Below are 26,019 nucleotides of genomic sequence, written 5' to 3'. Positions count from 1 at the left end.
TATATGCAATAATAATTCATGGCATAACCTTGATTGGTAATTTTTCTTTGTGGCCTCAAGTAATTAAATATATTAAGCCTAAAAGCTTTAAAAATATGAATTTTATACAGCATTGGAAGAAAAGTATGATATATTTTATTCCTACGGTTGCAACTATGGTGTATACGGTTTTGGATAAAAGTATGATAGGATGGATTACAGGATCGGAATTTCAGAACGGATATTATGAGCAGGCATATAAAATTGAACAGATATTATTGGTTTTTGTAACAACTGTTGGAACTGTTACATTTCCCAGAATGGCATATTTTTTTGAAAATGATAATAAGGAAGAACGTAAACGTATAATGGGAATTACAATGAAATTTATTATGTTGATTGCATGTCCGATATGTTTTGGTACTATGGCAATTTCAGAGAATTTAATTCCTGTTTTTCTAGGTAAAGGTTATGAAGAATGTATACTCTTATTAAGGATTTTTAGTTTTTTAATTATAATTATTGGATTAGACAATACGATAGGTAAACAATGTTTGATTTCAGCAGGTAAACAGAAAGAGTATAATATTGGAGTTATTGGAGGAGCAATTGTAAACTTTGTGACAAATATTTTGCTCATTTCTAAATTAGGAGCATGTGGAGCAGCGATTGCTTCGGTTTTTGCTGAAAGTGTTATTTTAGTAGTGTTTATTATATATAGTAAAGTTGAGTTGAAAATTCCTAAGCTTTCGATGTGCTTTTTCAAATACTTTATTTCAGCTATATGTATGTCTATAATGGTTTGGAGAATAGGAATATTAATTTCAAATAAATTGGTAGCTTTAAGTGTACAAATATTTGTTGGAATTATTTTGTATGGGCTCTTTCTCTTGCTTATGAAAGATGAGTTCGTAATGGAGAGTATAAGAAGAGTCAAATTAAAAATATGATAAGCAGTGTAAGCTGTTATGTGATGTTATTAAGTAAACGCAAGGTAGTGTAAATTATTCTGTGTAAACCTCTCAGATTGATGATAAAATCATAGGTTTATAGAATACAAAAATATAATGTAATGGGCTGAATGGCATACTTTGCTGTTCAGCCTGTTGTTTATTTAGTAGCATGGATTCTATTGCATGTCAAGGGCGCCCGAGAAAATCGGGCGTTTATTTACCCTTGATATGCGATTGGATCTGTGCTTAATCGATATCCTCTGGCTGGATCCGATCCCCAAAATAGATGCATAACTGATCCAGTGTCAGACCCCAGTCCCAAGCCTTTCCGGTCCATTTTTTTTGTAGCATCCATCATTGCCAGATAGAGCATCTTGAAAAGTGCATCATCGGTCGGAAAAATAGTCTTGGATTTCGTAACCTTGCGTAGCTGGCGGTTAAAATTTTCGATGGAATTTGTAGTGTATATTAATTTACGTATCTCAGATGGATATTTAAAATAAGTGGATAATTGTGTCCAGTTATTTCTCCAAGATCCAATGGAAGCAGGGTATTTTTTGCCCCATTTTTCTTCCAGATCTTCCAAAGCTGTGAGCGCAAGATCTTCTGTATCAGCTTTGTAAACCAGCTTTAAATCCGCTATAAATGGTTTTAAATCTTTGTAAGAGATAAATTTTGTAGAATAACGAATCTGATGCACAATACACCTCTGGATCTCCACCTGTGGGAATACTGCATGGATGGCATCACCGAATCCGGTCAATCCATCTACGGATACGATCATGATATCTTCCACACCTCTGTTTTTTATCTCGTTGAGAACGGACAACCAGTATTTCGCACTTTCATTTCCTCCTACCCACATGCCGAGAACCTCACGTTTTCCATTCAGTTTAACACCTATAGCAACGTAAACAGCTTTTTTTACCGTTCGATTGTCTTCTCGAACATGGAAATGTACCGCATCCATAAAAACAATGGCATATTTTCTTTCCAGCGGCCGATTTTGCCATTCTTTTGCGATAGGAAGGATTCGATCTGTCATATGTGATATCATTTCTGCTGATGCATCCACACCATAAACATCTTTGAGATGAGCGGAGATATCCCTTGTCGTCATTCCTTTTGCATACATAGAGAGTACCTGATCTTCAATGTTTGAGATATCTGTCTGATTCTTTTTCACAATCTGCGGTTCAAAATCTCCCTTTCGATCTCGTGGTATATCCAGATCGATCGTTCCCATTGAAGAGGTGACTGTTTTAGGACTATAACCATTACGGCTATCGTCTGTCTCTTTGTTCTTGTAGTCATACTTGGAATATCCAAGGTGATCATCCATTTCAGCTTCTAACATACCTTGCAGCGTTTCGCCTAGCAGGTCTTTCAGCATGTCCTGGACGTCCTGGGCATCCTTTGGTTGATAGTGTTCCAACAAGCTACTGATGAACGCTTTGCGTTCCGGATCCATTTTTCTTCTTCGTGCCATAAAAAAATCCTCCTGAATTGATATTTATTTTAACATCAATCCAAGAGGATATATAGCTCTTTTAGAATTTACACAGAATTAATTACAGTCTCAAACGCAAAATAGCGAGTATCTCATTACAGCATACAGCATCTGTCAGACCGCTTTGTCTGCATTCGGTTACCAGTTCCATCCATTCTTCCAGGGAACGCCCTAGGGCACGTTTCTTACTCATAATAAAACCTCCAAATGTAGTAAATTTCTATCTCCTATCAAGCGGAGTGTAGTAAAAATCTATTTACTATCATTACTGTAAATTACGCTTAAACGGAATGCCAGTTCCGCTGCTGCGGAACGGCTATTCCATTTTTAACGGTACGAAGTACCGCTAAATAATATCATTCTGTTTCACGCATATTTATACCAAAAGCTGTTGATGATTCCTGACTTGTTCTGGACATAAGATTCTCCTCCTCCTTAATATCAAGTTTTTCTCAGTATATCAAGAAGAGATCCATTCGTCACTACGCCATGTTTTGAGGCACTTACCAATGATAGGCAACTTTACGAAAAAAAGGTTTCATGGTATCATTATTTTATATATAATTGATGCTATGGAACCTTTTGAACATAACAGACATATAAAGTGGTGATTTTGGTGAATACAATTTATCGGATTCGTGAAAGTTTACAATGGGATCAGGAAAAAATGGCTGATGAGATGAAAGTTACAGTTGCTACAGTGAAGCGCTGGGAAAATGAGGATGGGATTCCGGGTAAAGCTGCCCAGGAGAAGCTTATCTCTATATGCCAGAAGGAAAAAATAGATTTGGCTGAAGTAGTAGAGAAGTCAATCAGAGAACAGGCACAGGAAATTGCGAAAAGTAATCCGTATAGAGAAATTTTGTTTCATGGTTCTAAGTTGGGATTGAAAGGAAATATTTCTTTGGCTAATCGGATATGTAGAGACTATCGCCGTGAAGGTAAGTATTTTGATGAAATCATTGACAGTGCAAGACAGAAGTAGGTGAAAATAATGGATTCGATAGAACTGAAGCTTTGTGATATTCAGGGCAGGTTGTTTGAGTTAGCGTGGAAAGAGCATTATAACAGTGAGAGATTTATCGTCAGGCTCCGGCAAAAACCATGAATGTAAATTACCTGATGTTTCACACGATGGATCCGGAGATGGCAGTGGAGGATCTTAAGGAAATCTACAGGCAAAAAAGGGGTGTGTAAAATATGGGTGCATCGCAGATCGAGCAATATAAAAAATCAAAAAGCTGACAGAAGTACGAACCTGTGTCATTGTAAAAGCAGGTTTTATTCTGTCAGCTTTTTTATGTAAGTATAATTCGAGTGGCAGAGAATGCTCTGTGAAATTATACCAGTTTATTTAATTTTTCAATAATTTTTGTAAGTTCTTCTCTGGAATACCCTCCGAAGCTTACCAGTGCACGTAATGGCATGGAGTCAGTCATGGCTTCTGTCATTTCTTCGGTGACAGCTTCGGAAGCGGCTTCAGAAGAGGACTCTTCGCCGACGTTCATGGCTGAGATATATTTTGCTGTCAGTTCTTTTGCTGTTTCGCTTGTTTTCGGGTTGCGGAACAGTTCGCCCAGGGTGGTGTTCATATGAACATGCATCGGAAGCTCCTGGCTGCTGTTCAGATGGATCCTGCCTTCAAGATGGATATCTCTGGAAGATGTACCGACAAGGAGCTTATATTCGCCGCTGGCTGCGAACCAGTCGTGAAGCTCTGTATTGTACCATGCGAAGCTTCTCTTATCCAGCTCCATGGTTACTGCTTTGGTCTCGCCTGGGTTCAGGAAAACCTTTTCGAAGCCCTTGAGCTCTTTTTCCGGACGGATCGCGGAATGGGTGCAGTCTTTGACATAGAGCTGTACGACTTCTTTTCCTGCTATATTTCCTGTATTTGTTACATCAACCGAAACGGTGATGGTGTCTTTGTCTGTAGGATTTTCATTGGAGATCTTCAGGTCGCTGCAGGCAAAGGTAGTGTAGGAGAGTCCATAGCCAAACGGATATGCTACATCCATTTCTTTTGTATCGTAGTAGCGATAGCCTACGAATACGCCTTCACGGTATTCAACCTTTTCACCACCGCCGAAGTTCAGGTAGGATGGATTGTCGGAGAGCTTGAGCGGTATTGTCTCGGCAAGCTTGCCGCTTGGATTTACTTTTCCGTAAAGGATGTTTGCGACAGCGGTACCGCCTGCCTGACCACCGAGGTATGCTTCCAGAAGGCCTTTTATATCATTGAGCCATGGCAGCTCCACGGGGGAACCGTTGTGAAGGACGATCACGGTATTCGGCTGTACTTTAAGGATCTCAGTAATGAGACGGTTCTGGCATTCAGGAAGCCTCATGTGAGAACGATCGTATCCTTCAGATTCAAAGCTGTCCGGAAGTCCGGCGAAGATCACAACCTTGTCAGCGGCGGCAGCAGCTTTGATCGCTTCAGCTGCAAGTGCATCATCGTAGAGATCTTTGTCTGCAGGAAAACCTTCTGCATAAGTAACCTGTGCATCGGAAGGAACGGAATCCAGTGCGTTTGTGATCTTGAAGCAGTTGATATGAGAGCTTCCGCCGCCCTGGAAACGAGGCTTCTTTGCAAAACCACCGATGAAAGCAATTTTCTCGGATGCTTTCAGAGGGAGGATCTGCTCATCGTTTTTCAGAAGAACCATAGATTCTTCGGCAATGTGGCGTGCTTCTTCATGGTCTTTTTCCATGGTGAATTCCTGCGGTGCCCGGTTGTCTGCATATTCAAAAATTATGCGTAGAATGCGTTCAACAGCCTGGTCAAGAATGTCTTCCTTGAGGGAACCGTCTTTTACGGCCTGTACGATGAGGGCATCGTTGACCCCATTGGAGGAAGGCATTTCCAGCTCAAGACCTGCCTCAAGACCTTTGACGCGGTCATTGACTGCACCCCAGTCGGACATTACATAGCCCTTGAAGCCCCAGTCGCCGCGGAGAACATCTGTGAGAAGCCATTTATTCTCAGATGCGAAAGTGCCGTTGATCTGGTTGTAGGAGCACATGAAGGTGTATGGCTGAGCTTTTTTTACTGCGGTTTCGAATGCAGGGAAATAGATCTCACGTAAAGTGCGCTCATCTGCCTCGGAAGAATTACTCATGCGGTGATATTCCTGGTTGTTTGCTGCAAAGTGCTTGATAGAGGTTCCTACATGCTGGGACTGTACTCCGTTTATAAAAGCGGCTGCGATCTCACCTGCGAGATATGGATCCTCGGAATAATATTCGAAGTTTCTTCCGCAGAGAGGAGAACGTTTGATGTTTACGGCCGGTCCGAGAACTATGGATACATCGTTGGCCTGAGCTTCTTTTCCGATGGTTTTGCCCATTTCTTCCACCAGCTTGCGGTCAAAGGAGCAGGCGCTTAAAGCGGCCGGCGGGAAGCAGACGGCTTTGATGCTGTCATTCATTCCAAGATGATCGCCCTTGTCATCCTGCTTACGAAGTCCGTGAGGGCCGTCGCTGACCATTACTTCCGGGATCCCCAAGCGTTCCACATGTTTCAGATGCCAGAAATCAAGACCTGAGCACATGCCGGCTTTTTCTTTCAGTGTCATCTGGTTTACGATTTTTTTCAGATCACGTTTCATTAAAAATACCTCCGAAATGTTTTTCTTACTATGAACTATAGCATGTTTTGCTGGTAAAATATAACAAAAATTTGTTAAAAATAAAAAAATATTGCAGTTTAGCTGAATCAAGTAAGTCCCTTGCTTCAATTGCGAATATCCGCATGCCCCTCACATTTTCAGAAATATAAAAACGATATACAGGTTGATTGACAGAGCGGTGAAAGATATCTTTTTCTGGCTTTTGTGGGAAGAGTGTAGTAATATAGGTAGGAATAATGACAGAGCTGCCGGACAGAAGAATGGTCGACTGTCTGGTTTATGTGAAAGGACTTATAATGAAAGACATCATATCAAGTATTATTACAAGTGTACTGACAGCTTTGTACCAGCCATTTTGGTTTTCTGTGATCCTGTCTGTGATGGTACTGTTTTTTTATCTCTTTGCCTACCATAATGAGACAGGTGGAAGGGGAATCAGGGGAGCTTTTTCCGTGTGGTGGCAGTATTTCAGAGGAAATGCTTTTTTTCGGAAGCTGTTTTTTCTGACCTTTTATACAACCATGATCTTGTTTCGCACGCTGCTGAACCGGGATATGTGGATGAATCCCCTTTCGGATGTGATGGCGAACTGGTGGATCTGGAAATATGGAGAGGATGGTACCAGATATCTCACAACTGAGTGTATTGAGAATCTGATGTTGTTCATTCCGTTCACGATCCTGCTGTTCTGGACCGCAGGAAAGAAAATATTGAAAAAAACAGCATTCTTGAATATTGTGTGGACTGGACTTAAGATTACCTTTGTATTCTCACTGTCCATTGAACTTCTGCAGCTTTTCCTGAGGCTTGGGACGTTCCAGGTTTCTGATCTGACATATAATACTCTTGGAGGAGGTATTGGCGGGGCTGTGTACTGGATTGGTCATCAGCTTTCAGTCAGGCGGGGAGCCGAATAATGTCTGCCGCAGATAGCAGGAAGACAGAGAAAAGAATCAGCCCGGATTGCTGTTCGAGAGTGATACTTTGAAATTTTTGTAGTTGCTGTTCACTGGTAATATTCCGCGAGGTGTTTTTTGTGAGCGAAGGTCACAGAAAACCCGAGACATACCGCGCGAATTTATGCGATTAGCATAAATTCTGTGCATCGCGAAGCGTGTTGCTGAGAACGGAGTGAACAGTAACTTTTTGCGCGGTGCATCGTTAAAATTTCGTTGACAAATCCTCCATAACGTGTTAACCTAATACCAGTTTCAAAAAGAAAATGCGTAGATGAGGAATAGTACACAAGAGAACGGAGCACAGAGAGCTGCTGGCCGGTGAGAAGCAGCGGAAGGGATTTGTGGAACTCGCCTCGGAGCATCTGCCTGAAATCTTTATATATTATATAAGAGAGTAGACGCAGACGGTGTCCGCCGTTATCCGGAGAGGATATAAGGATGTATATACATTCCGTATCTGTCAAGTGTGTGAATTTTTATTCATGAAATAAGAGTGGTACCGCGTAGGACAGCAGTTGTCTTTCGTCTCTTGCAGAATCTGCAGAGTCGGAAGATTTTTTTTATGTCTTTATATCAAAAACAGAAACCAAAGAGAAATTTTAATGGAAACAGAAAGTGGAGGAAAACAAAATGATGACACCATCCAAGTACAAACGTCAGTATTACATGCCGCCGGTGAAATGTATGAAATGGGCGGAGAAAGAATATGTAGATAAGGCCCCGATCTGGTGCTCTGTAGACCTTCGTGACGGAAATCAGGCACTTGTGATCCCGATGAGCCTGGAGCAGAAAGTGGAATTTTTCAAGCTTCTTGTAAAGATCGGTTTTAAAGAGATCGAGGTTGGATTTCCGGCTGCTTCTGAGACAGAGTATGAGTTTCTCCGTACGCTGATCGAGCAGGATCTGATCCCGAAGGATGTAACGATCCAGGTGCTGACTCAGGCAAGAGAGCATATTATCCGTAAGACTTTTGAAGCTGTTAAAGGCGCCCCAAAAGCGATCGTTCATGTATACAATTCCACATCCGTATCTCAGAGAGAGCAGGTATTCAAAAAATCAAAAGAGGAGATCCTGAAGATCGCAGTAGATGGCGCTGCACTTCTGAAAAAACTGGCTGATGAGACAGAAGGCAATTTTCAGTTTGAGTACAGCCCGGAGAGCTTTACGGGAACAGAGCCGGAGTATGCACTGGAGGTGTGCAATGCGGTTCTGGATGTATGGCAGCCCACTGCAGATAACAAAGCGATCATCAACCTGCCTGTTACGGTTGAGCATTCTATGCCGCATGTGTATGCAAGTCAGGTGGAATACATGTGTGATAATCTGAAATACCGTGAAAACGTGATCGTTTCTCTTCATCCGCACAATGATCGTGGATGTGGCGTTGCAGACTCCGAGATGGGTCTTCTTGCAGGTGCTGACCGAATTGAGGGAACTTTGTTCGGAAATGGTGAGCGTACCGGTAATGTGGATATTGTAACGCTTGGTATGAATATGTATTCCCAGGGTGTGGACCCGAAGATTGATTTTTCTGATATGCCGCATATTTGTGAGGTTTATGAGAAATGTACCGGAATGCAGATCTATGAAAGAAGTCCGTACAGTGGAGCTCTTGTATTTGCTGCATTTTCCGGATCTCATCAGGATGCCATCGCAAAGGGTATGCACTGGAGAGAGAACGGAGATCTGGAGCACTGGACTGTTCCGTATCTGCCGATCGATCCAACAGATGTGGGAAGAAACTACGACGCAGATGTTATCCGTATCAACAGCCAGTCCGGAAAGGGCGGCGTAGGCTATATACTGGAGACAAAGTTTGGCCTGAACCTTCCTCCGAAAATGCGCGAGGCTATGGGCTATGCAGCCAAAGCAGTGTCCGATCACAAGCACAAAGAGCTTCATCCGGACGAGATCTTCAGCCTGTTCAAATCTACCTTCGAAAATGTGGTTGAACCATACAGCATCAGTGAGGTTCATTTCCAGCAGAAGGAAGACGGCATCGTAACACGGGTTACTTCTACATTCCGTGGAAAAACCATCGTTACAGAGGCTTCCGGAAATGGTCGTCTGGATGCGGTAAGCAATGCACTGAAGAAAGCTTACGAACTGAAATACACACTGGAGACTTATCAGGAGCATGCTCTGGAGCAGAGTTCTTCCTCCAAGGCTATCGCTTATGTGGGAATCCGTAAACCGGATGGAACGCTTGCCTGGGGAGCGGGTGTTGATCAGGATATCATCCGTGCCTCTATTGATGCACTGGTAACTGCGATCAACAATCGATAAGCATCCGGTTCCGGATAGGTTTACAAAAAAATGAGAAGCTGCCATAAAACGCAGCTTCTTTTTTTGCCGTGCAGATGCTATAATAGTGCGGAATGTGAAAATAACAGTGAGTAAGAGGGATATTATGAAAAATAAGAAAAAAAACAGGAGCTCATACAGCCTGTCTGCAGAGCTGAAAAACGTTCTGAAATATCTGCTGATATGGGGAATGATCTTGATCTTTTCCGCATATCTGCTTAGTGATTCGGAGATCCTCGGAAATGTAAAGCAGCAGGCAAGACCGGATACCTGGTCTATGATCGGTGCGGGAGGAAGCTTTGAAGAGGAGTTTACCTGCAAAACGAACCGTCTGTCCGGTGTGGAGCTTTTTCTTTCTATAGAGAGTGCATCGGTTGCTGGAACGTTTCAGATAACGCTGTATCAGAATGAAAGGGAGATCCAGAGCTGGCAGGCCAGCAGACTGACCATATCGTCGGGGGATACCACGTATTTCCGGCTTGACCAGAAGCTTACGGAATGTAAGGGGCAGAAATTCCGGATCGTTTTAGATGGCGCAAAAGGGGATACCGGAGTGGCTGCAGGGTTGGTGAGCCAGAAGGATGATACACAGACACTTGCCTATCGGATCATTTCCAGGCCATTTCCAAAATCACTGGTGTTTCTGGTGATTGGAGCGGCGGCAGCTGTGATGCTGGTGATCTTTGCATTTCTGAAACGCAGACAGCTCCGGGCAGAAGTGGTGTTTGCCGTTGTTTATATTTTTATGAGTATCTGTACGCTGGCGGCGGTTCCGGCCTTTAATTCGCCGGATGAGTACAGCCATTATCTGAGAAGCTATGAGGTTTCCAGAGGATATCTGACGTCGGAAGGCAACGGAGGAAACGACTTATTCTCATATGGAAGGACGTTTAACAGTGGTCTGGTTCCGGAATTTTCCGCCAAGGATCATGTATCATTATGGGATATCGGAGAGAATGCAGATCGGCGTATCGACCGGGAAAAAACACAGTTTTACGGATTTGGAAATACAGCCTTGTATGCACCTACTTCGTATCTTCCCCAGGCAGTAGGGATCCGCATTGCAGATCTGTTTACGGACCGGCCGATGGTTCTTGCCTATGCGGGAAGGATCGCCAATATGCTTATGTTTGGACTGTTCTTTTTCTTTGCCATTCGTCTGACGCCTGTTGGGAAAAATTTCCTCGTACTTCTGGGGCTGGTACCTGTGAATATCCAGTCAGCAAATTCCATGTCAGCAGATGCCCTGGCCCTGGCTCTGACGGTTGCTCTGGCTGCCTTTGTACTGGCTATGCGATATAAACAAAAAGAAGTGATGAGTAGAAGACAGCTGATATGGATGTACGTGCTGACCGGATTCCTGTGTCTTTGCAAAGTGGTTTACATGCCGTTTTGCCTGCTCCTGTTCCTGATCCCGAAAGAACGGTTTAAAAGCAGGAAAAATTACTGGTTTCATGTGGTCTGTGCAGGAGCTGTGATCCTGATCTTAAGTTTCGGCTGGCTGGCCATTGCATCCCGATATCTCTGTGAGTCACAGCCAGGTGTGGATACAGCTGCACAGCTTGTGGGGATCCTGAAGGATCCGGCTGCCTTTGTCCTGACTTTTGTGCGGAGCCTGGATAATTTTGGTGTGACCTATCTTACAGAAATGATAGGAAGTAATCTTGGATGGCTGAACATTCCTGTCTGTGCCCTGCTGGCAATGGGATATCTTTTGATCCTGGTCCTTCAGGTTTCCGGGAATGATGATATGTCGGGAATCCGTCTGGATCTTCCGGTAAAGAGCATTCTGGGAGGAGTCAGTCTCCTGGTATTTGCGCTGATCTTTGTAACGTTATACGGACAGTGGACAGCCTATGGCTACGATAAGATCCTGGGCGTGCAGGGACGGTATTTTCTGCCGCTTCTTTTTCCGCTGATCCTTGCGCTGAAGCCCAAACGGTTTGCCGAAGGAGCCGGGGAAACACCATGGGGACTGTTTCTGGGAGCCTGGAGTATCGATTTGTGTGTTTATGCGACACTTTTCGTGCAGGCATTGTGCCGTTTTGCATAAGGTGTCGGATCTGGTCGAGCAAAAATCCTTGACTGGCTGAAAACAAAATATTATAATCAAATCTGTAAATAACAGAGGAAAAAACTGTTCTGAAAAAGGATAAACAGGCAGATAGAAGTACGATTTCCGGAAAGTGGGTGTACAACATTGGACGGAGATGGAGACGCTATCTGCCTTTTTTTCTGAAATGAAATATGGCATGAGTGTGGATAACTCTGCGATTTTATGTGGATTTTATGTGGAATACATGTGGATAAGGTGTGGATAAAACACAAATACCGCCGTTGAAGCGTTAAATACGGGAAAAAGCTTGACATATTCAATATTATTAAATATAATTTTCCCATACATTACAAAAATGTTACAAACATGTAAAGGAAATCGTAATGATCCGTATTTATCCGGGAAGCGATGATAATGGGGGCTGTGATGTCGCATCGGAGGATTATGGGCTGTTACAGAAAATGAAACGCAAGGAATGAGATTATGAAAGTTGAGAAAGATTTACGTGAGACTGACGGAGTCCAGGATGAACGTAGAAATGGAAAAACCGGAGGAAATTCCGCGCGCAGTTTTGCAGTGCTGACATTATGTGCAGTTTTGGCGATGGTTATTTCTCTGGGGACAAGGACATTTGCAGAAAGTGAGGGAGGCAGGGTTTATGCAGCTTCGGATGGAGGAGAGGGCTCTCCCTATGAAGAGGTTGCTGTTCCTACCGGGATCGCAGGTGTGGTTTCAGGAGTTACGGATACACCATTATCCGGAAGCACGGTTACAAGGATCGGAAGCTCCTGTGAGCAGGTGATCGTAGGCCAGAGAGTACAGAAAGTAACCAATACTGCTGCAGATCTTAATGTAAGCTCCTCTATGGAAAACAAAGTAAATGAACTTGATGCAAGGTCGATCACACTGGCAGAAAATCCCACACTGATGTCAGATGAAGACTATGATACACTTCTGAGGATCGTGGAGGCAGAAGCAGGAAGTGAAGATATCAAGGGCCGTGTTCTGGTGGCCAACGTCATCATGAACCGTGTAAAAAGCGAAGATTTTCCGAATACGGTGACAGAGGTTGTCTGGGATAACAGTGACGGCGTTCCGCAGTTTTCACCGACCTATGATGGCAGGATCAATGAAGTTGCAGTTTCCGATGAAACAAGGGAAGCGGTCAAGCAGGCGCTGAAGGGTACGGATTATTCTGAAGGTGCACTGTTCTTTATCCAGAAATCTGCAGCAGAGGAACATAATGTGAAATGGTTTGAAAAGGACCTGAAGAGGCTCTTTAAATACGGGGTCCATGAATTTTATACATATAAATAGGAAGAACTGATGCAGTACAGAAGGAACCAACCGCCGGCAGAAACAGACCGGCGGTTTCTTTTTATCCGAAAGCTGTGAATATCTGTCTGATCTCAGGGTGGGATTGGGCAAGACAGATTCTTTTTTAAAAGTGGTGGCATTTTCCATAATTCCATGCTATAATGTGATAACGTTGAAAAGAAAACGAATATCTTACAATAGAAAGGCGGAACACCAATGCAGGTATTGTACAAGAGCACCAGAGGAAAAGAGCAGGCAGTTACAGCGTCTATGGCCATACTTAAGGGCCTTTCTGAGGACGGCGGACTGTTCGTGCCTGAAAGCATTCCACAGCTGGATGTACCAATGGACAAGCTGGCACAGATGACCTACCAGGAGACAGCATATGAGGTAATGAGCCGTTTCCTTACAGATTTTACCGAGGATGAGCTTAAGAACTGTATCAACAAAGCATACGACAGCAAATTTGATACAGAAAAGATCGCGCCTCTTCATGAAGCGGATGGGGCATATTTCCTGGAACTGTTCCATGGCGCGACCATTGCATTTAAGGATATGGCACTTTCCATTCTTCCGCATCTGATGACAACTGCAGCGAAGAAGAATAATGTTAAGAATGAGATCGTGATCCTTACCGCAACATCAGGAGATACCGGTAAAGCTGCCATGGCAGGCTTTGCAGATGTGCCGGGAACGAAGATCATTGTATTTTATCCGAAGCATGGTGTCAGCCCGATCCAGGAGAAACAGATGGTAACTCAGAAGGGTGCCAACACTTATGTGGTAGGTATTACCGGTAACTTTGATGATGCCCAGACTGCAGTTAAGAAGATGTTCAATGATCATGAGCTGGCAGCAGAGCTGGATCAGGCAGGCTTCCAGTTTTCTTCTGCAAACTCTATCAACATCGGTCGTCTTGTTCCTCAGATTGTATATTATGTATATGCCTACGCATCACTGGTACGCGACGGCAGGATCAAAGACGGACAGGAGATCAATGTGGTAGTTCCTACCGGAAACTTCGGAAATATCCTTGCAGCATACTATGCGAAACAGATGGGACTTCCGATCCACAAGCTGATCTGTGCATCGAATGAGAACCGTGTTCTTTATGATTTCTTCCGCACAGGAACCTATGACAGAAAGAGAGATTTCATCCTTACGACATCTCCTTCCATGGATATCCTGATCTCCAGCAATCTGGAAAGACTGATCTATCGTCTTACCGGAGAAAATGCTGAAAAATGTGCAGAGCTTATGAAATCCTTAAGTGAGGGCGGCGAATATACCATTACTGACGAGATGAAAGCACAGCTTGTTGATTTTTATGGTAATTTCTGCAGTGAAGATGAGACTGCACAGGCCATCAGTGATATCTACAAAAACAGCAATTATGTGATCGATACGCATACTGCAGTTGCAGCCGGCGTATATAAGAAGTATGTAAGTGAGACAGCGGATCATCTTCCGACAGTGATCGCCTCTACTGCAAGTCCGTATAAATTCACAAGAAGTGTTATGGAAGCACTTGGTGAGGAGCATAAAGATCTGGATGATTTTGGCCTTGTAGACGCATTAAGTGCGCTTTCCGGAGTACCTGTTCCACGTGCAGTTGAAGAAATCCGTACTGCCCCGGTTCTTCATGACAGGGTGGTAGATGCAGTGGATATGCCGGCAGCAGTAAAGGATATCCTTAAGATCAAATAATAATTGATAATAAAATCAGTAAGAAAATGTATTTTCTGTTGAAAAAGCACAAATACTGGTTTATAATAAAAACAACGAAAACCGAATCCTGGAATGTTCGATCCCCCTTTTCTTTTTGAACCTACATTGACATTTTGGGAATCCAAAATCGCAGGTTGGATGTCAGACCTCACGTCGTGGTAGGCAGAAGACACTGTTGAGGATACCCACCTAGCATCTGCTAGGCGTCAAAAATAAGGGAACGGCATCCCGGGATTAATCGGTTAAAGACATAGAGCCGGTTAGTGGCTCTTTTTTCATATATGGGAGGAATTAAAACATGAGTGTTTCTGAAAGGAAATTTGGGGTACTTCCTACAGGAGAAGAAGTAAAAATCTATCATCTTGAGAATAAAAAAGGTGCCTATGCGGAAGTGCTTCAGTATGGTGCGATCCTGGTGAAGATATGTGTTCCGGATAAGAACGGAGATCTGAAGGATGTGGTCCTTGGATATGACGATATCCGAGGATATGAGATTAATGGATGCTTTTTCGGTGCGATCATTGGAAGAAGTGGAAACCGTATCGAGAATTCCAGATTTTTTATTGATGATAAAGAAGTGGTTCTTGCAGAGAATGAGAATCATAACAATCTTCACAGCGGTCCGGATGGCTTTGAGAAAAAGCTGTGGGAAGTAAAAGAAATTTCCCAGGAGAAGAATAGCGTGGATTTCTTCCGCATCAGTCCGGATGGAGAGAACGGATTTCCGGGAGAATTTTCCATTGTTGTGAAATATGAATTCACAGAGGAAAACGAACTGAAGATTTTTTACAGAGGACGCTCTGATGTAGCTACCGTTGCCAATATGACCAACCATTCTTATTTTAATCTGAACGGAGAAGGCAGCGGAGATGTGCTTGATCAGGAACTATGTATTCATGCGAAGTATTTTACTCCGGTAAAAGACAGCCAGTCCATTCCTACCGGTGAATATGCACCGGTGGCGGGAACGCCGATGGATTTTAATGTTTCCAAACCGATCGGCAGAGACATTGAGGCGGATTTTGAACAGCTGAAGTTCACAGGTGGTTATGACCATAACTATGTAACCGATAATTATGCAAAGGGCAATGTCCGTTCGATCGCTACTGCATACTGTAAGGAATCCGGTATCGGTATGGAGGTTTCCTCCGACTGCCCATGTGTGCAGTTCTATGCAGGCAATTTTGTTAAGGATGAGAAGGGAAAGAACGGTCATGTTTATCATGAACGTTATGGATTCTGCCTGGAGACACAGGTGGAGCCAAATGCAGTCAATGTAGAGGATTTCCATTCTCCGATCCTGCTTCCCGGTGAAGAGTACAGCTCTGAAACGGTTTACCGTTTCTTTGTGAAATAACAGACAAACAGAAATAAAAGAGGTGCGAGAAGGCAATGCAGATACGTGTGGCAGAAGAGAAGGATGCAGCAACACTTTTGGAAATTTATTCCTACTACGTAGAAAAAACTGCGATCACATTTGAATACGAAACACCTTCCATAGAAGAGTTTACGCAGCGAATCCATGATATAAAGGTGAAATATCCGTATATTGTGGCAGAAGAGAAGGGAGAGATCCTGGGATATGCCTATGGTTCGGCGTTTCACCCGAGGGCTGCTTATGGCTGGTGTGCGGAGATGTCTGTTTATGTGAGACATGACCGGCGGGGCAGCGGTGCAGGAGGCAGACTCTATCGAGCCTTGGAGAGTCTTCTTGCAGAGATGGGAATTCTGAACCTGAACGCCTGCATTGCAGTTGCACCAAAAGATGATGAATACCTGACCAGTGCCAGTGTGGATTTTCATAAACATTTCGGTTATAAGCGTGTGGGAGAGTTCCACAGATGCGGCTATAAGTTTAACCGTTGGTATAATATGGTATGGATGGAAAAGATGATAGGCGAACATAAGAGCCTGCAGCCGGAAGTAAAGCTTTTTCCGGAAATCCAGGATAAGATCGGATTTGAACGTTTTTCCTGGTGAAAAAAGAAACCTGAGGGAGGTCAGCATGGACGAGGAAAAGAAAAATATAATCCAGCTCATGCTGGGATTTGTGCGCAGGGCAAACGGAGATCATGTCAGTGCATATGCGGCCCAGGCAGCGTATTTTCTGATCATGTCTTTTATCCCGTTTATACTGTTTCTTACAACGCTGATCCGTTATACACCGTTAAGCTATAATGTTGTCAGGGATGCCATCATCGGGTTTGTGCCCGGAAATCTGCAGACCTTTGTGCTGAGCATTGTGGTAGAAGTATACAAAAGAAGTACAGCCATCGTGCCGTTGTCTGCGCTGATGGCGCTCTGGGCGTCCGGAAAGGGAATGCAGGCGATCACCAATGGCTTAAATACCATTTATCATGTAAAGGAAACCCGAAACTGGCTGATGACCCGAATCTATTCGGTTTTTTATATGCTGTTGTTTGTGCTGGCGATCATTGTCACTCTTCTGGTCCTGGTTCTTGGTAATCGAATCCAAGTAGCTGCACAGAGAACCATTCCGATTCTCGGGAGGCTGCTGGCCAAGGTTATAGGGGCCAGGACATTGCTTGTATTTGCCGTGCTGTTTGCAGTGTTTCTGGTCCTTTATAAAGTGCTTCCAAACCGAAAGGCAACCTTTAAAAGCCAGCTTCCGGGTGCATTTATGATCGCAGTGGCATGGATGATATTTTCCTATGGATTTTCCCTGTATTTTGAATTTTTTCCGAATTTTGGAAATATGTACGGAAGTCTGACTGCGCTGATCATGGTAATGCTGTGGCTGTATGTGTGTATGAACCTGCTTCTTTACGGGGCGGAGATTAATGCCTACTTCGAAAATGAATTCCGAAAGGCCCAGAGATCTGTAAAAACACTTCTTTCCAAGAAGGAAAATGAAAAAAACAGTTCCAAAGAATCCTGACTTTGCGCTTGACAGAAGGCAGACCTTGTGGCATAGTATTAAAAGACAGAAAAGCTGTGAAGGTGTTTATAGAGGATCATTTTCTCACAGAGAAGGGAAGTCACCGGCTGTAAGCTTCCCCGGGTTCAGATGGTTCTTGAATTTCCCACCGGAGCTTCCTCTCTGAAGTAATAGTAGGAGATGACGTAAGCTGCGCGTTAAGCAGACAAGAGGTGCCCGTGATCTTTTCATGGGAAACTGGGTGGTACCGCGGATATTCCGTCCCTTTTATAAGGGACGGTTTTTTTATTGCCCATATCTGGATCTTCGGGGTGGGCGGCGGATCATTTGATCATTTTAATTAAAGGAGAAATAGACCATGGATATGAAAGAAAGACTTCAGGAACTGGCTGAAAATGCCAGAAAACGGATCGAGGAATCCGAGGGCCTGGATAAGCTGAATGATGTGCGTGTTGCATATCTTGGAAAAAAAGGTGAGCTTACTGCAATCTTAAAAGGTATGAAGGATGTTGCTCCGGAAGAGCGTCCGAAGGTTGGACAGCTTGTCAATGAGACAAGAGCTAAGATCGAAGAACTTCTGGAAGCCTCCAAAAAGGATTTCGAGGAGAAGGTCCGTGAGGAAAAAATGAAGGCAGAAGTGATCGATGTAACACTTCCTGCAAAGAAAGCGAAGATCGGTCATCGCCATCCGAATACTATCGCTCTGGAAGAAGTTGAGCGTATTTTCATCGGAATGGGCTATGAGGTTGTGGAAGGTCCGGAGGTTGAGTATGCGGACTACAACTTTACAAAGCTGAATATTCCGGAGGATCATCCGGCAAGAGATGAGCAGGATACATTCTTTATCAATGATTCCATTCTGCTCCGTTCCCAGACATCACCGGTGCAGGCACGTGAGATGGAAAAAGGCAAGCTTCCGATCCGTATGATCGCACCTGGCCGTGTATTCCGTTCTGACGAGGTAGATGCAACACATTCACCTTCCTTCCATCAGATCGAGGGCCTTGTTATTGATAAGAATGTTACGTTTGCAGATCTTAAGGGAACCCTTCAGGAGTTTGCAAAAGAGCTGTTCGGACCGGAGACAAAGACCAAATTCCGTCCGCATCATTTCCCGTTCACAGAGCCGAGCGCTGAGGTTGATGTTTCCTGCTTCAAATGCGGCGGAAAAGGCTGCCGTTTCTGTAAAGGTTCCGGCTGGATCGAAATCCTTGGCTGTGGTATGGTTCATCCGAATGTTCTCCGTATGTGCGGGATCGATCCGGATGAGTATACAGGATTTGCCTTTGGTGTAGGTCTGGAGCGTATCGCACTTCTGAAATATGAGATCGATGATATGCGTCTTCTCTATGAGAACGACAGCAGATTCCTGAAACAGTTCTAAAACAGTGAACACGGATCATGAGTATCCGTCTGACAGTAAATATAGAAAAAAGAAGGGACAACCAAAATGAATACTTCATTATCTTGGATTAAAACATATGTGCCGGATCTGGATGTAACGGCACAGGAATATACAGATGCCATGACCTTAACAGGCACAAAGGTAGAGGGCTTTACAGAGCTGGATGCAGATCTCGATAAGATCGTGATCGGCCAGATCGATAAGATCGAGAAGCATCCGGATGCAGATAAGCTGATCATCTGCCAGGTAAATATCGGAACTGAGAGTGTGCAGATCGTAACAGGCGCTCCAAATGTAAAAGAAGGAGATAAGGTTCCGGTTGTTCTTGATGGCGGACGTGTTGCAGGCGGCCATGATGGAAAAATGACTCCCGGAGGGATCAAGATCAAAAAAGGCAAACTCCGTGGCGTTGAGTCCTTTGGTATGATGTGCTCTATCGAGGAACTTGGAAGCACCAGAGAAATGTATCCGGAAGCACCGGAATACGGAATCTATATTTTTCCTGAGGACGCAGTTGTGGGTGAGAGCGCTGTTAAGGCACTTGGCCTTGACGATGTGGTATTTGAGTATGAGATCACTTCCAACCGTGTAGACTGCTACGGTGTTCTTGGAATCGCAAGAGAGGCAGCAGCAACCTTCCAGAAGAAATTTTGCCCGCCGATTGTAGAGGTTAAGGAAAATGATGAGAAAGCTTCCGATTATGTAAAGGTTACTGTAGAGAATCCGGAGCTTTGCCCGCGTTACTGCGCAAGAGTTGTAAAAAATGTCAAGATCGGTCCGTCCCCGAAGTGGATGCAGAGATGTCTGGCTTCCAATGGAATCCGCCCGATCAACAACCTGGTTGATATCACAAACTATGTAATGGAAGAGTTTGGACAGCCAATGCATGCATATGATCTGGATACCATCGCAAATCAGGAGATCGTTGTACGCCGTGCAGGAAAAGATGAGAAATTCGTCACACTGGATGGCCAGGAGCGTATCATGGATGAGAACGTTCTGATGATCTGTGACGGTGAGAAGGCTGTCGGCATCGCAGGTATCATGGGTGGAGAGAATTCCATGATCACAGACGATGTAAAAACGGTTCTTTTTGAGGCGGCGTGCTTCGATGGAACCAGCATCCGTCTTTCTTCCAAGAGGATCGGACTTCGTACAGATGCATCCGGTAAATTTGAGAAGGGTCTTGACCCGAACAATGCACAGGCTGCAATTGACCGTGCATGCCAGCTGATGGAAGAGCTTGGTGCAGGTGAGGTTGTAGGCGGAATGGTTGATGTCTGCAGCGAGACAAGAGAGCCATCCAGAGTAAAATTTGAGCCTGAGAAGATCAACAAGCTTCTTGGAACCAGCCTTACAAAAGAAGAGATGATCGATTATCTTGGACGTGTAGAACTGGCTTATGATGAAAAAACAGACGAGATCGTTGCACCGACATTCCGTCAGGATATCCACTGTAATGCAGATGTTGCAGAGGAGGTTGCAAGATTCTATGGCTATGATAAGATCCCGATGACACTTCCTACAGGAGAGGCTACTACAGGTAAGCTGCCATTTAAGCTTCGTATCCAGGAGGTTGCAAGAGATATCGCGGAATACTGCGGATTCTCAGAGGGAATGTCCTATTCTTTCGAAAGCCCGAAGGTATTTGACAAGCTTTGTATTCCTGAGGACAGTGATCTTCGTAAAGTCATCACCATCAGCAATCCTCTTGGAGAGGACTACAGTATCATGCGTACAAGCACACTGAACGGTATGCTGGCATCCCTTTCCACAAACTATAACAGACGTAATAAAGATGTTCGTCTTTACGAGCTTGGAAATATCTATCTTCCGAAGTCCCTTCCGGTTACAGAGCTTCCGGATGAGCGTACCATGTTTACACTTGGAATGTACGGAAAAGGCGATTTCTTTGATATGAAGGGTGTATGCGAGGAGTTCTTCGAGAAGATCGGAATGAAGAAAAAGGTTACCTACGATCCAAACAGCGGAAAACCATTCCTTCATCCGGGAAGACAGGCGAACATGATCTACGAGGGTAAGGTAGTTGGATACTTAGGTGAGGTTCATCCGGCTGTTGCAGATAATTACTCTATCGGAGAAAAAGCATATATCGCAGTGATTGACATTCTGGATGTTCTGGAATTTGCTGGTTTCAACCACAAATATACAGGAATTGCCAAATATCCGGCTGTAACTCGTGACCTGAGCCTTGTAGTTCCCCATGCAGTTCTCGCAGGACAGATTGAGGAGATTTTTGATCAGAGAGGCGGAAATATTCTTGAGAGTTATCAGCTGTTCGATATCTACGAGGGCGCACAGATTGAGAAAGGTTTCAAATCCATGGCTTATTCTCTGGTATTCCGTGCCCATGACAAGACTCTTGGTGAAAACGAGATCTCCGCAGCAATGAAAAAGATCATGAATGGTCTTAACGGACTTGGAATCGAGCTGAGAAGCTGATGCTGATCTACATTGTAAGACATGGCCTGACTGAGTGGAATAAATTAAAAAAGCTTCAGGGTGCAGCGGATGTACCTCTTGCGAAGGAAGGGATCCTTCTTGCAGAAAAAACCGGAGAAGCTCTCCGTAATGTGAAGTTTGATATCTGTTTTACAAGTCCGCTCTCAAGGGCAAAACAGACAGCAGAATATGTTCTGGGGAAACGTGATGTTCCGATCATACCGGATAAGCGGATTCAGGAGATCGATTTTGGTGTGTTGGAGGGTGATCAGGTAAGAGATGCAGATGGCAATTATATCGATCCGCAGATCGAGACTTTTTTCCGTGATCCGGTAAATTTTAAACGACCGGAAAAGGGCGAGGATATTTTTGATGTGATCGCCAGGACAAAGGATTTCTGGGATGAAATAACATCTGATCCGACTCTTGCGGATAAAACAATTCTTGTTGCCTCTCATGGATGTGCAGTCCGTGCTCTTCTTCAGAATGTAGATCCTGATCCGGAGAATTTCTGGAGAGGCTCCGTGCCGCCAAACTGCTGTGTTAATCTTGTGGAAGTAAAGAATGGAAAGACAACGCTTCTGGAAGAAGATAGAGTTTATGCATAGAAAATAATGAGAAACGCAGAATAACTGTAATGGCTGTTCTGCGTTTCTTTTTTGCTTGTTTTTATTGGTGGAATTTCACAGGTTATGATTGACTAATTGAGATAAAATGAGATAAAATATATAAAAGCAATGGATAATTCAGAAAAATAAAAGTTAAACCTTGCTAATTATATAAAGATGCAGAATTGTGTTGGAATTATATGAAATCATTTAACCAAGTGCGGATTGCGAATATCCGCCTACGGATAGAGGATAATTACTGATAGCGATGTGATATATGGAATGGGGTGAGTATATGCAGTCATTAAATGAGACAAAAGCAGGGGAAAGCTACACGATCAAGTGGATGACCGGAATGCCGGAGACTATGGAACAGATCAGGCAATATGATGTCAGCGAAGGAAAGACCGTACAGATCATAAGCAGGATACTTGGCGGAGTGATCGTAGGTGTTTGCGGACGCAGGATCCTGATCAGCGATGATGCAGCCTGCCGTATAAAAGTATAAATAAAAGTATAAAATAGAAAAAAGACGAAAGGACAATTTTTTTGGCGAAGGAATTGTCCTTTCTGGTTGTTTTAGGGAAGATGTTATGATAGTATGGGAACAAAAGAGTAACTTTTTTCAAAAATAAAGACAGGGGAGGCATATTATGGGAAAAAAGTTTATGAATACAGTGCTGTTTCTGGCAGTAACAGTGGCCGCGGCAACCCTGACTGCTTATGTTGGAAAAGGCTCCGGGAATGTGTTGCTTTATAATTTTACATTTCTGGGACTTATGCTGATCATATACGCAGTGGGGCTTTTTGCAGGTTTATATCGGATGGATAACCTGTCAAGAGCACTGAAGCATGGCGCTGGTGAGATCACAGAAGTGTTTCAGCTTCCGGGAAGAGCCAGAAAAGAAGAGATTGGGCAGCTGCGAGGGATTTTCGGTGACCGCTATCTCGACAAAAAGATGGATGATTTTGTTGACAGCATCAGCAGAACGGAAGAAGGGATCGCTGAAGTAGAGGATTTTGTGAATATTGAGGATGTAGATGTACATATCCACAAGAGACTCCTTGAGATGGCTCCGGACATTTTTACAAGCCTTGGCATCCTTGGAACATTTATCGGTCTTGTGTGGGGACTTAAGAACTTCCAGCCCACAGATTATGAAGTGATGACAAGCTCTGTATCCGCTCTTGTAGATGGCATCAAAGTTGCGTTTCTGACTTCCATTTATGGAGTTGCACTTTCTGTTGTGTACACATTTGGGATGAAAAGCGGATATTCTGCGATGTCCCAGGCAATGCAGGATTTTCTGGATCGTTTTCACGCACTGGTGCTCCCTACTGCGGAGAATGAGTCCTGGAATCTCCTTGTTTCCAGCCAGAAGACGCAGACAGAAGCCATGAAACAGATGGCGGAACAGTTTTCTGTGCAGATGGCAGATAGCTTTGAGAAAGTGATCACACCTACTTTTCAGAAGATGAATGATTCTCTGGACGTTCTTACCGCATCTGTGACAAAAGGGCAGCAGGATGCGATCCGGGAGATCCTGGATACGTTTTTAAGCGAGATGCATGGTTCCTTTCAGATGCAGTTTGAAGATTTTAATGATGCTCTGGCAGAACTTAAGAAGGTGCAGAAGGAGAATACAGAATATACATCAGAATTGTACAAGACCATGAGCAGTCAGCTGAGTGAAACTTTTACGAAGCAGGAACGTGCCATGAAGGATGCCATTAAGGAAATCGATGAGATGCAGAGCAGTTATATGAAGACTGCAGACCGTATTATCCGGGATAATCAGATGATCCAGCAGCTGCAGAAACAGGATTACGAAAAGTTTGCCCGGCATATGCATGAAAATGAAAAAGAATCCGCAGATCTCTGGAAAAACTGCAATGCATCTATGCGCCAGTATGTGGACAGTGCTGCAGAAGGGATGAAAGCAGTTGCGGATTCCAATAGGATCAGCGAGGAGCTTCTTCGTGAAGATAAGAAGATGATCGAAGATTTTGAAGCCAGAGTGAAAGAATTTACCGAGAGCCAGAAGATGGTCAATAGTGTTCTGGATGAGGTACGCAGGCTTCTTTCTGAGATCAAGACGGCAAAAAATAACCGTGATATCCATCTGATCGCCGGACAGCCCTGGGGCTATGGAAGCAATGCCGGTATCCAGGAACTTAAGGATAAGCTGACGGGTCTGGAGGATCTTCTGGAAGGACAGGGCGCAAGACAGGAAGCGCTGCTGGATGAGATCGAGCGCAGTATCCGTGAGGCAACGAAGGCAGCACAGAAAAGCCGTTTTGGTTTATTTAAATAAGAGAGGAATTGTCAATGCGCAAAAAAAGAAAGCCGGAGGAGCATGGGTTTAATGTCTGGCGTTCTTATTCGGATATGATGGCAGGAGTTTTGCTGCTTTTTGTTCTGATCATGTGTGTGACACTTTTTCAGGCACAGAAGAGCTATCAGGACAGTCTGAAGGAACGGGATGAAAAAATCGCTCTTCAGGAAAAATATACAGAAGAGCTTCTGGAAAAACAGAATGCGCTGGATGAGCAGGCAGGAACATTAAAGAGCCAGGATGAGCAGATCAAGTCCAAGGACAAGCAGATCAAATCTCAGGATGAAGAACTGTCTTCTCTGGCGGAGAAGCTTGCCAAACAGCAGGAAACGCTTGAGGCGCAGCAGAAAAAGCTGGCCTCTCAGAAAAAGAAGCTTTCCAGCCAACAGGATACATTGAAAGAGCAGCAGTCTGCGCTGGATGAAAAAACAGAGCTTCTGGAAGAGCAACAGGAGAAGATCGACAAGATCATCGGCGTGAAAGCTGAGGTTGTGGAAGCTTTGCAGAAGGAATTTGAGAAAAAGAACCTCAATGTGGATATTGATCCACAGACAGGTGCGCTGACGCTGAATGCAAATGTTATGTTTGATTATGATCAGGCAGAGCTTACCGATTCCGGTAAGATGACATTGTCTATGGTACTGCCGACATATTGTAAGGTGTTGCTGGATGATTCCTATAAGAAATATCTTGGCGAGATCATTATTGATGGTTATACGGATACAGACGGAGATTACAGTTATAACCTGGAGCTGTCACAGAAGAGGTCTCTGGCGGTAGCGCAGTATCTTTTGGATATTAAGAGTGATTTTCTGAAGGATTCACAGGTTCAGGAACTGAAGGATTGTCTGACAGTGAATGGACATTCCATGTCAGATCCGGTTCTGGATGCAGATGGAAATGTAGATAAGGATGCGTCCAGACGTGTAGAGGTAAAATTCCGTTTGAAGGATGAAGAGATGATCCAGGAACTGAATAAGATCATGCAGGGAGATTCTGCAGAGTCCGACAGTACTGCTCAGAAAAAAGAAAAGAATCAGAAAGAAAATCAGGATAATAAGCAGTAATAAAATATGGCTGCTTTATATTTTTTAAGGAGGATTGGGTATGAAAAGAAAACTGGCATTGATGCTGAAATGACGCTTCTGGCTGGCAGCCTGGATTCGGGAATGCTGGTCAGTGCAGCTGATTTTTCAGCAGAAGAGAGTGTGGAACAGGCAGTGGAAGAGGAGCTTTTTCCGGCTGTACATTCCTTTCTTCCATCCACATTCTGGATAATGGGGTGGTGGTAGAAGCAGGTGCATTTAAGCAATGTACAAGTCTTACCCGTATCCATATCCCTGCATCAATGGTTACACATGGTTATGTGGGTGAGAGTTCGGCGTATCCGGGAATTTTTGCGGGAGATACAGGGCTGACGACGGTCACCTTTGTGAAAGGGATCACAAAGATCGCCAAGTACAGAACTCGCCTTCGGCTCAGACAGCAGGCTCTGCCGCAATAACGCCATCTCCCGCAGCCCAAGTAGTAATCACCCCTCCTCCGCAGCAGCCCGGCTCAGCGTACCACCATAAATATCGAAGAATACAGGGACCAGATCGGCCCAGCGTACCACCATAAATATCGAAGAATACAGGGACCAGATCGGCCCAGCGTACCACTATAAGTACCGAAGAATACAGAAACCAGATCGGCACAACGTTCCATTCTGAGTACCGCAGCATACAGACAAAAGTCAACAACACAGCACACACAACAACGCAGAACTCCTTCCGTGCCCAAGAGGGTGGGGGTGCAGGGGGAGGGCCTTCGGGCTACGGAACTCTGAGATGGCCTTCCCCCTGCATATTCCCGCATTGAAAATGCGACC

The 26,019-nt window shown here is 44.2% G+C and carries 20 protein-coding genes, 1 other RNA gene, 1 pseudogene and 2 other annotated features; of the genes and pseudogenes, 19 read left to right on the top strand and 3 right to left on the bottom strand.

Going from position 1 to position 26,019, the window contains the following annotated elements:
* A partial coding sequence (locus NCY57_RS14060) for an oligosaccharide flippase family protein (protein WP_250789771.1) occupies window positions 1–929 on the top strand: 929 nt, incomplete at its 5' end.
* 249 nt (window positions 930–1,178) lie between these two features.
* On the opposite strand, the pseudogene NCY57_RS14055 reads toward NCY57_RS14060, so the two are convergent.
* Window positions 1,179–2,403, bottom strand: a pseudogene (locus tag NCY57_RS14055) (IS256 family transposase).
* Window positions 2,404–2,503: 100 nt separating this feature from the next.
* Window positions 2,504–2,635: a hypothetical protein gene (locus NCY57_RS16845; protein WP_274602091.1), complete on the bottom strand. Its 132-nt coding sequence runs from the start codon at window positions 2,633–2,635 to the stop codon at window positions 2,504–2,506.
* Between the two features lie 423 nt (window positions 2,636–3,058).
* Here NCY57_RS16845 and NCY57_RS14050 point away from each other — a divergent pair, with 423 nt between their 5' ends.
* A complete protein-coding gene (locus NCY57_RS14050; RefSeq protein ID WP_173739719.1) occupies window positions 3,059–3,427 on the top strand; it encodes a helix-turn-helix domain-containing protein in 369 nt (122 codons plus the stop codon).
* Window positions 3,428–3,782: 355 nt separating this feature from the next.
* Here the strand turns inward: NCY57_RS14050 and NCY57_RS14045 are convergent, their stop codons facing one another.
* Window positions 3,783–6,053, bottom strand: a complete 2,271-nt coding sequence (locus NCY57_RS14045; RefSeq protein WP_250789770.1) for a glycoside hydrolase family 3 C-terminal domain-containing protein — start codon at window positions 6,051–6,053, stop codon at window positions 3,783–3,785.
* Window positions 6,054–6,310: 257 nt separating this feature from the next.
* Here NCY57_RS14045 and NCY57_RS14040 point away from each other — a divergent pair, with 257 nt between their 5' ends.
* The 17 genes from NCY57_RS14040 to NCY57_RS13960 all read left to right on the top strand — a co-directional run bounded on the left by NCY57_RS14040 (window position 6,311) and on the right by NCY57_RS13960 (window position 25,653).
* Window positions 6,311–6,991: a VanZ family protein gene (locus NCY57_RS14040; RefSeq protein WP_244092801.1), complete on the top strand. Its 681-nt coding sequence runs from the start codon at window positions 6,311–6,313 to the stop codon at window positions 6,989–6,991.
* A 301-nt stretch (window positions 6,992–7,292) separates the two neighbouring features.
* Window positions 7,293–7,566 (top strand) — a binding site (T-box leader).
* A 97-nt stretch (window positions 7,567–7,663) separates the two neighbouring features.
* Entirely contained in the window at window positions 7,664–9,319 is a 1,656-nt protein-coding gene (locus tag NCY57_RS14035; RefSeq protein ID WP_015526768.1) for a 2-isopropylmalate synthase, read from the top strand.
* Window positions 9,320–9,443: 124 nt separating this feature from the next.
* Window positions 9,444–11,390: a DUF2142 domain-containing protein gene (locus tag NCY57_RS14030; protein ID WP_021652925.1), complete on the top strand. Its 1,947-nt coding sequence runs from the start codon at window positions 9,444–9,446 to the stop codon at window positions 11,388–11,390.
* A 486-nt stretch (window positions 11,391–11,876) separates the two neighbouring features.
* Entirely contained in the window at window positions 11,877–12,710 is an 834-nt protein-coding gene (locus NCY57_RS14025) for a cell wall hydrolase (protein WP_021652924.1), read from the top strand.
* A gap of 216 nt (window positions 12,711–12,926) precedes the next feature.
* Window positions 12,927–14,417, top strand: coding sequence for a threonine synthase (gene thrC, locus NCY57_RS14020; RefSeq protein WP_021652923.1), 1,491 nt, complete (start codon window positions 12,927–12,929; stop codon window positions 14,415–14,417).
* An 82-nt stretch (window positions 14,418–14,499) separates the two neighbouring features.
* A non-coding RNA gene (gene ssrS, locus NCY57_RS14015) (6S RNA) lies at window positions 14,500–14,677 on the top strand.
* A 59-nt stretch (window positions 14,678–14,736) separates the two neighbouring features.
* Window positions 14,737–15,795: an aldose epimerase family protein gene (locus tag NCY57_RS14010; RefSeq protein ID WP_021652922.1), complete on the top strand. Its 1,059-nt coding sequence runs from the start codon at window positions 14,737–14,739 to the stop codon at window positions 15,793–15,795.
* A gap of 35 nt (window positions 15,796–15,830) precedes the next feature.
* A complete protein-coding gene (locus NCY57_RS14005) occupies window positions 15,831–16,418 on the top strand; it encodes a GNAT family N-acetyltransferase (protein WP_015526760.1) in 588 nt (195 codons plus the stop codon).
* 25 nt (window positions 16,419–16,443) lie between these two features.
* On the top strand, window positions 16,444–17,337 hold the full coding sequence (locus tag NCY57_RS14000) for a YihY/virulence factor BrkB family protein (protein WP_021652921.1): 894 nt from the start codon (window positions 16,444–16,446) through the stop codon (window positions 17,335–17,337).
* A 47-nt stretch (window positions 17,338–17,384) separates the two neighbouring features.
* Window positions 17,385–17,606: a binding site (T-box leader), on the top strand.
* Window positions 17,607–17,701: 95 nt separating this feature from the next.
* Window positions 17,702–18,721, top strand: a complete 1,020-nt coding sequence (gene pheS / locus NCY57_RS13995) for a phenylalanine--tRNA ligase subunit alpha (protein ID WP_044962388.1) — start codon at window positions 17,702–17,704, stop codon at window positions 18,719–18,721.
* Window positions 18,722–18,787: 66 nt separating this feature from the next.
* The gene (gene pheT, locus NCY57_RS13990) at window positions 18,788–21,205 is read left to right on the top strand and encodes a phenylalanine--tRNA ligase subunit beta (RefSeq protein WP_021652919.1); all 2,418 of its coding nucleotides are present in this window, start codon (window positions 18,788–18,790) and stop codon (window positions 21,203–21,205) included.
* Window positions 21,205–21,813 (top strand): histidine phosphatase family protein, encoded by a 609-nt coding sequence (locus NCY57_RS13985; RefSeq protein WP_021652918.1) that lies wholly within the window; start codon window positions 21,205–21,207, stop codon window positions 21,811–21,813. Before pheT ends, NCY57_RS13985 begins: the two co-directional genes overlap by 1 nt.
* Before the next feature lie 295 nt (window positions 21,814–22,108).
* A complete protein-coding gene (locus NCY57_RS13980; protein ID WP_044962386.1) occupies window positions 22,109–22,321 on the top strand; it encodes a ferrous iron transport protein A in 213 nt (70 codons plus the stop codon).
* Window positions 22,322–22,466: 145 nt separating this feature from the next.
* Window positions 22,467–24,128 (top strand): MotA/TolQ/ExbB proton channel family protein, encoded by a 1,662-nt coding sequence (locus NCY57_RS13975; RefSeq protein WP_021652917.1) that lies wholly within the window; start codon window positions 22,467–22,469, stop codon window positions 24,126–24,128.
* Window positions 24,129–24,142: 14 nt separating this feature from the next.
* Window positions 24,143–25,216: an OmpA family protein gene (locus NCY57_RS13970; protein WP_021652916.1), complete on the top strand. Its 1,074-nt coding sequence runs from the start codon at window positions 24,143–24,145 to the stop codon at window positions 25,214–25,216.
* A gap of 6 nt (window positions 25,217–25,222) precedes the next feature.
* A complete protein-coding gene (locus NCY57_RS13965; RefSeq protein WP_021652915.1) occupies window positions 25,223–25,441 on the top strand; it encodes a hypothetical protein in 219 nt (72 codons plus the stop codon).
* Entirely contained in the window at window positions 25,435–25,653 is a 219-nt protein-coding gene (locus tag NCY57_RS13960; protein WP_250789769.1) for a leucine-rich repeat domain-containing protein, read from the top strand. Before NCY57_RS13965 ends, NCY57_RS13960 begins: the two co-directional genes overlap by 7 nt.
* The last annotated feature ends 366 nt before the right edge of the window (window positions 25,654–26,019 follow it).

It is taken from the genome of Blautia sp. MB18-30 (genome assembly GCF_023669475.1).
GTDB lineage: Bacteria > Bacillota > Clostridia > Lachnospirales > Lachnospiraceae > Blautia_A > Blautia_A fusiformis.
Note: the sequence above shows the minus strand (reverse complement) of the source record. Positions and strands in the feature narration are given on the sequence as shown.

Excerpts from the sequence above, each read along its gene's own strand:
- NCY57_RS16845 (WP_274602091.1), bottom strand. The coding sequence starts at position 2,635 with ATGAGTAAGAAACGTGCCCTAGGGCGTTCCCTGGAAGAATGGATGGAA.
- NCY57_RS14045 (WP_250789770.1), bottom strand. The coding sequence starts at position 6,053 with ATGAAACGTGATCTGAAAAAAATCGTAAACCAGATGACACTGAAAGAA.
- NCY57_RS14040 (WP_244092801.1), top strand. The coding sequence starts at position 6,311 with ATGACAGAGCTGCCGGACAGAAGAATGGTCGACTGTCTGGTTTATGTG.
- NCY57_RS14035 (WP_015526768.1), top strand. The coding sequence starts at position 7,664 with ATGATGACACCATCCAAGTACAAACGTCAGTATTACATGCCGCCGGTG.
- NCY57_RS14030 (WP_021652925.1), top strand. The coding sequence starts at position 9,444 with ATGAAAAATAAGAAAAAAAACAGGAGCTCATACAGCCTGTCTGCAGAG.
- NCY57_RS14025 (WP_021652924.1), top strand. The coding sequence starts at position 11,877 with ATGAAAGTTGAGAAAGATTTACGTGAGACTGACGGAGTCCAGGATGAA.
- thrC (WP_021652923.1), top strand. The coding sequence starts at position 12,927 with ATGCAGGTATTGTACAAGAGCACCAGAGGAAAAGAGCAGGCAGTTACA.
- NCY57_RS14010 (WP_021652922.1), top strand. The coding sequence starts at position 14,737 with ATGAGTGTTTCTGAAAGGAAATTTGGGGTACTTCCTACAGGAGAAGAA.
- NCY57_RS14005 (WP_015526760.1), top strand. The coding sequence starts at position 15,831 with ATGCAGATACGTGTGGCAGAAGAGAAGGATGCAGCAACACTTTTGGAA.
- NCY57_RS14000 (WP_021652921.1), top strand. The coding sequence starts at position 16,444 with ATGGACGAGGAAAAGAAAAATATAATCCAGCTCATGCTGGGATTTGTG.
- pheS (WP_044962388.1), top strand. The coding sequence starts at position 17,702 with ATGAAAGAAAGACTTCAGGAACTGGCTGAAAATGCCAGAAAACGGATC.
- pheT (WP_021652919.1), top strand. The coding sequence starts at position 18,788 with ATGAATACTTCATTATCTTGGATTAAAACATATGTGCCGGATCTGGAT.
- NCY57_RS13985 (WP_021652918.1), top strand. The coding sequence starts at position 21,205 with ATGCTGATCTACATTGTAAGACATGGCCTGACTGAGTGGAATAAATTA.
- NCY57_RS13980 (WP_044962386.1), top strand. The coding sequence starts at position 22,109 with ATGCAGTCATTAAATGAGACAAAAGCAGGGGAAAGCTACACGATCAAG.
- NCY57_RS13975 (WP_021652917.1), top strand. The coding sequence starts at position 22,467 with ATGGGAAAAAAGTTTATGAATACAGTGCTGTTTCTGGCAGTAACAGTG.
- NCY57_RS13970 (WP_021652916.1), top strand. The coding sequence starts at position 24,143 with ATGCGCAAAAAAAGAAAGCCGGAGGAGCATGGGTTTAATGTCTGGCGT.
- NCY57_RS13965 (WP_021652915.1), top strand. The coding sequence starts at position 25,223 with ATGGCTGCTTTATATTTTTTAAGGAGGATTGGGTATGAAAAGAAAACT.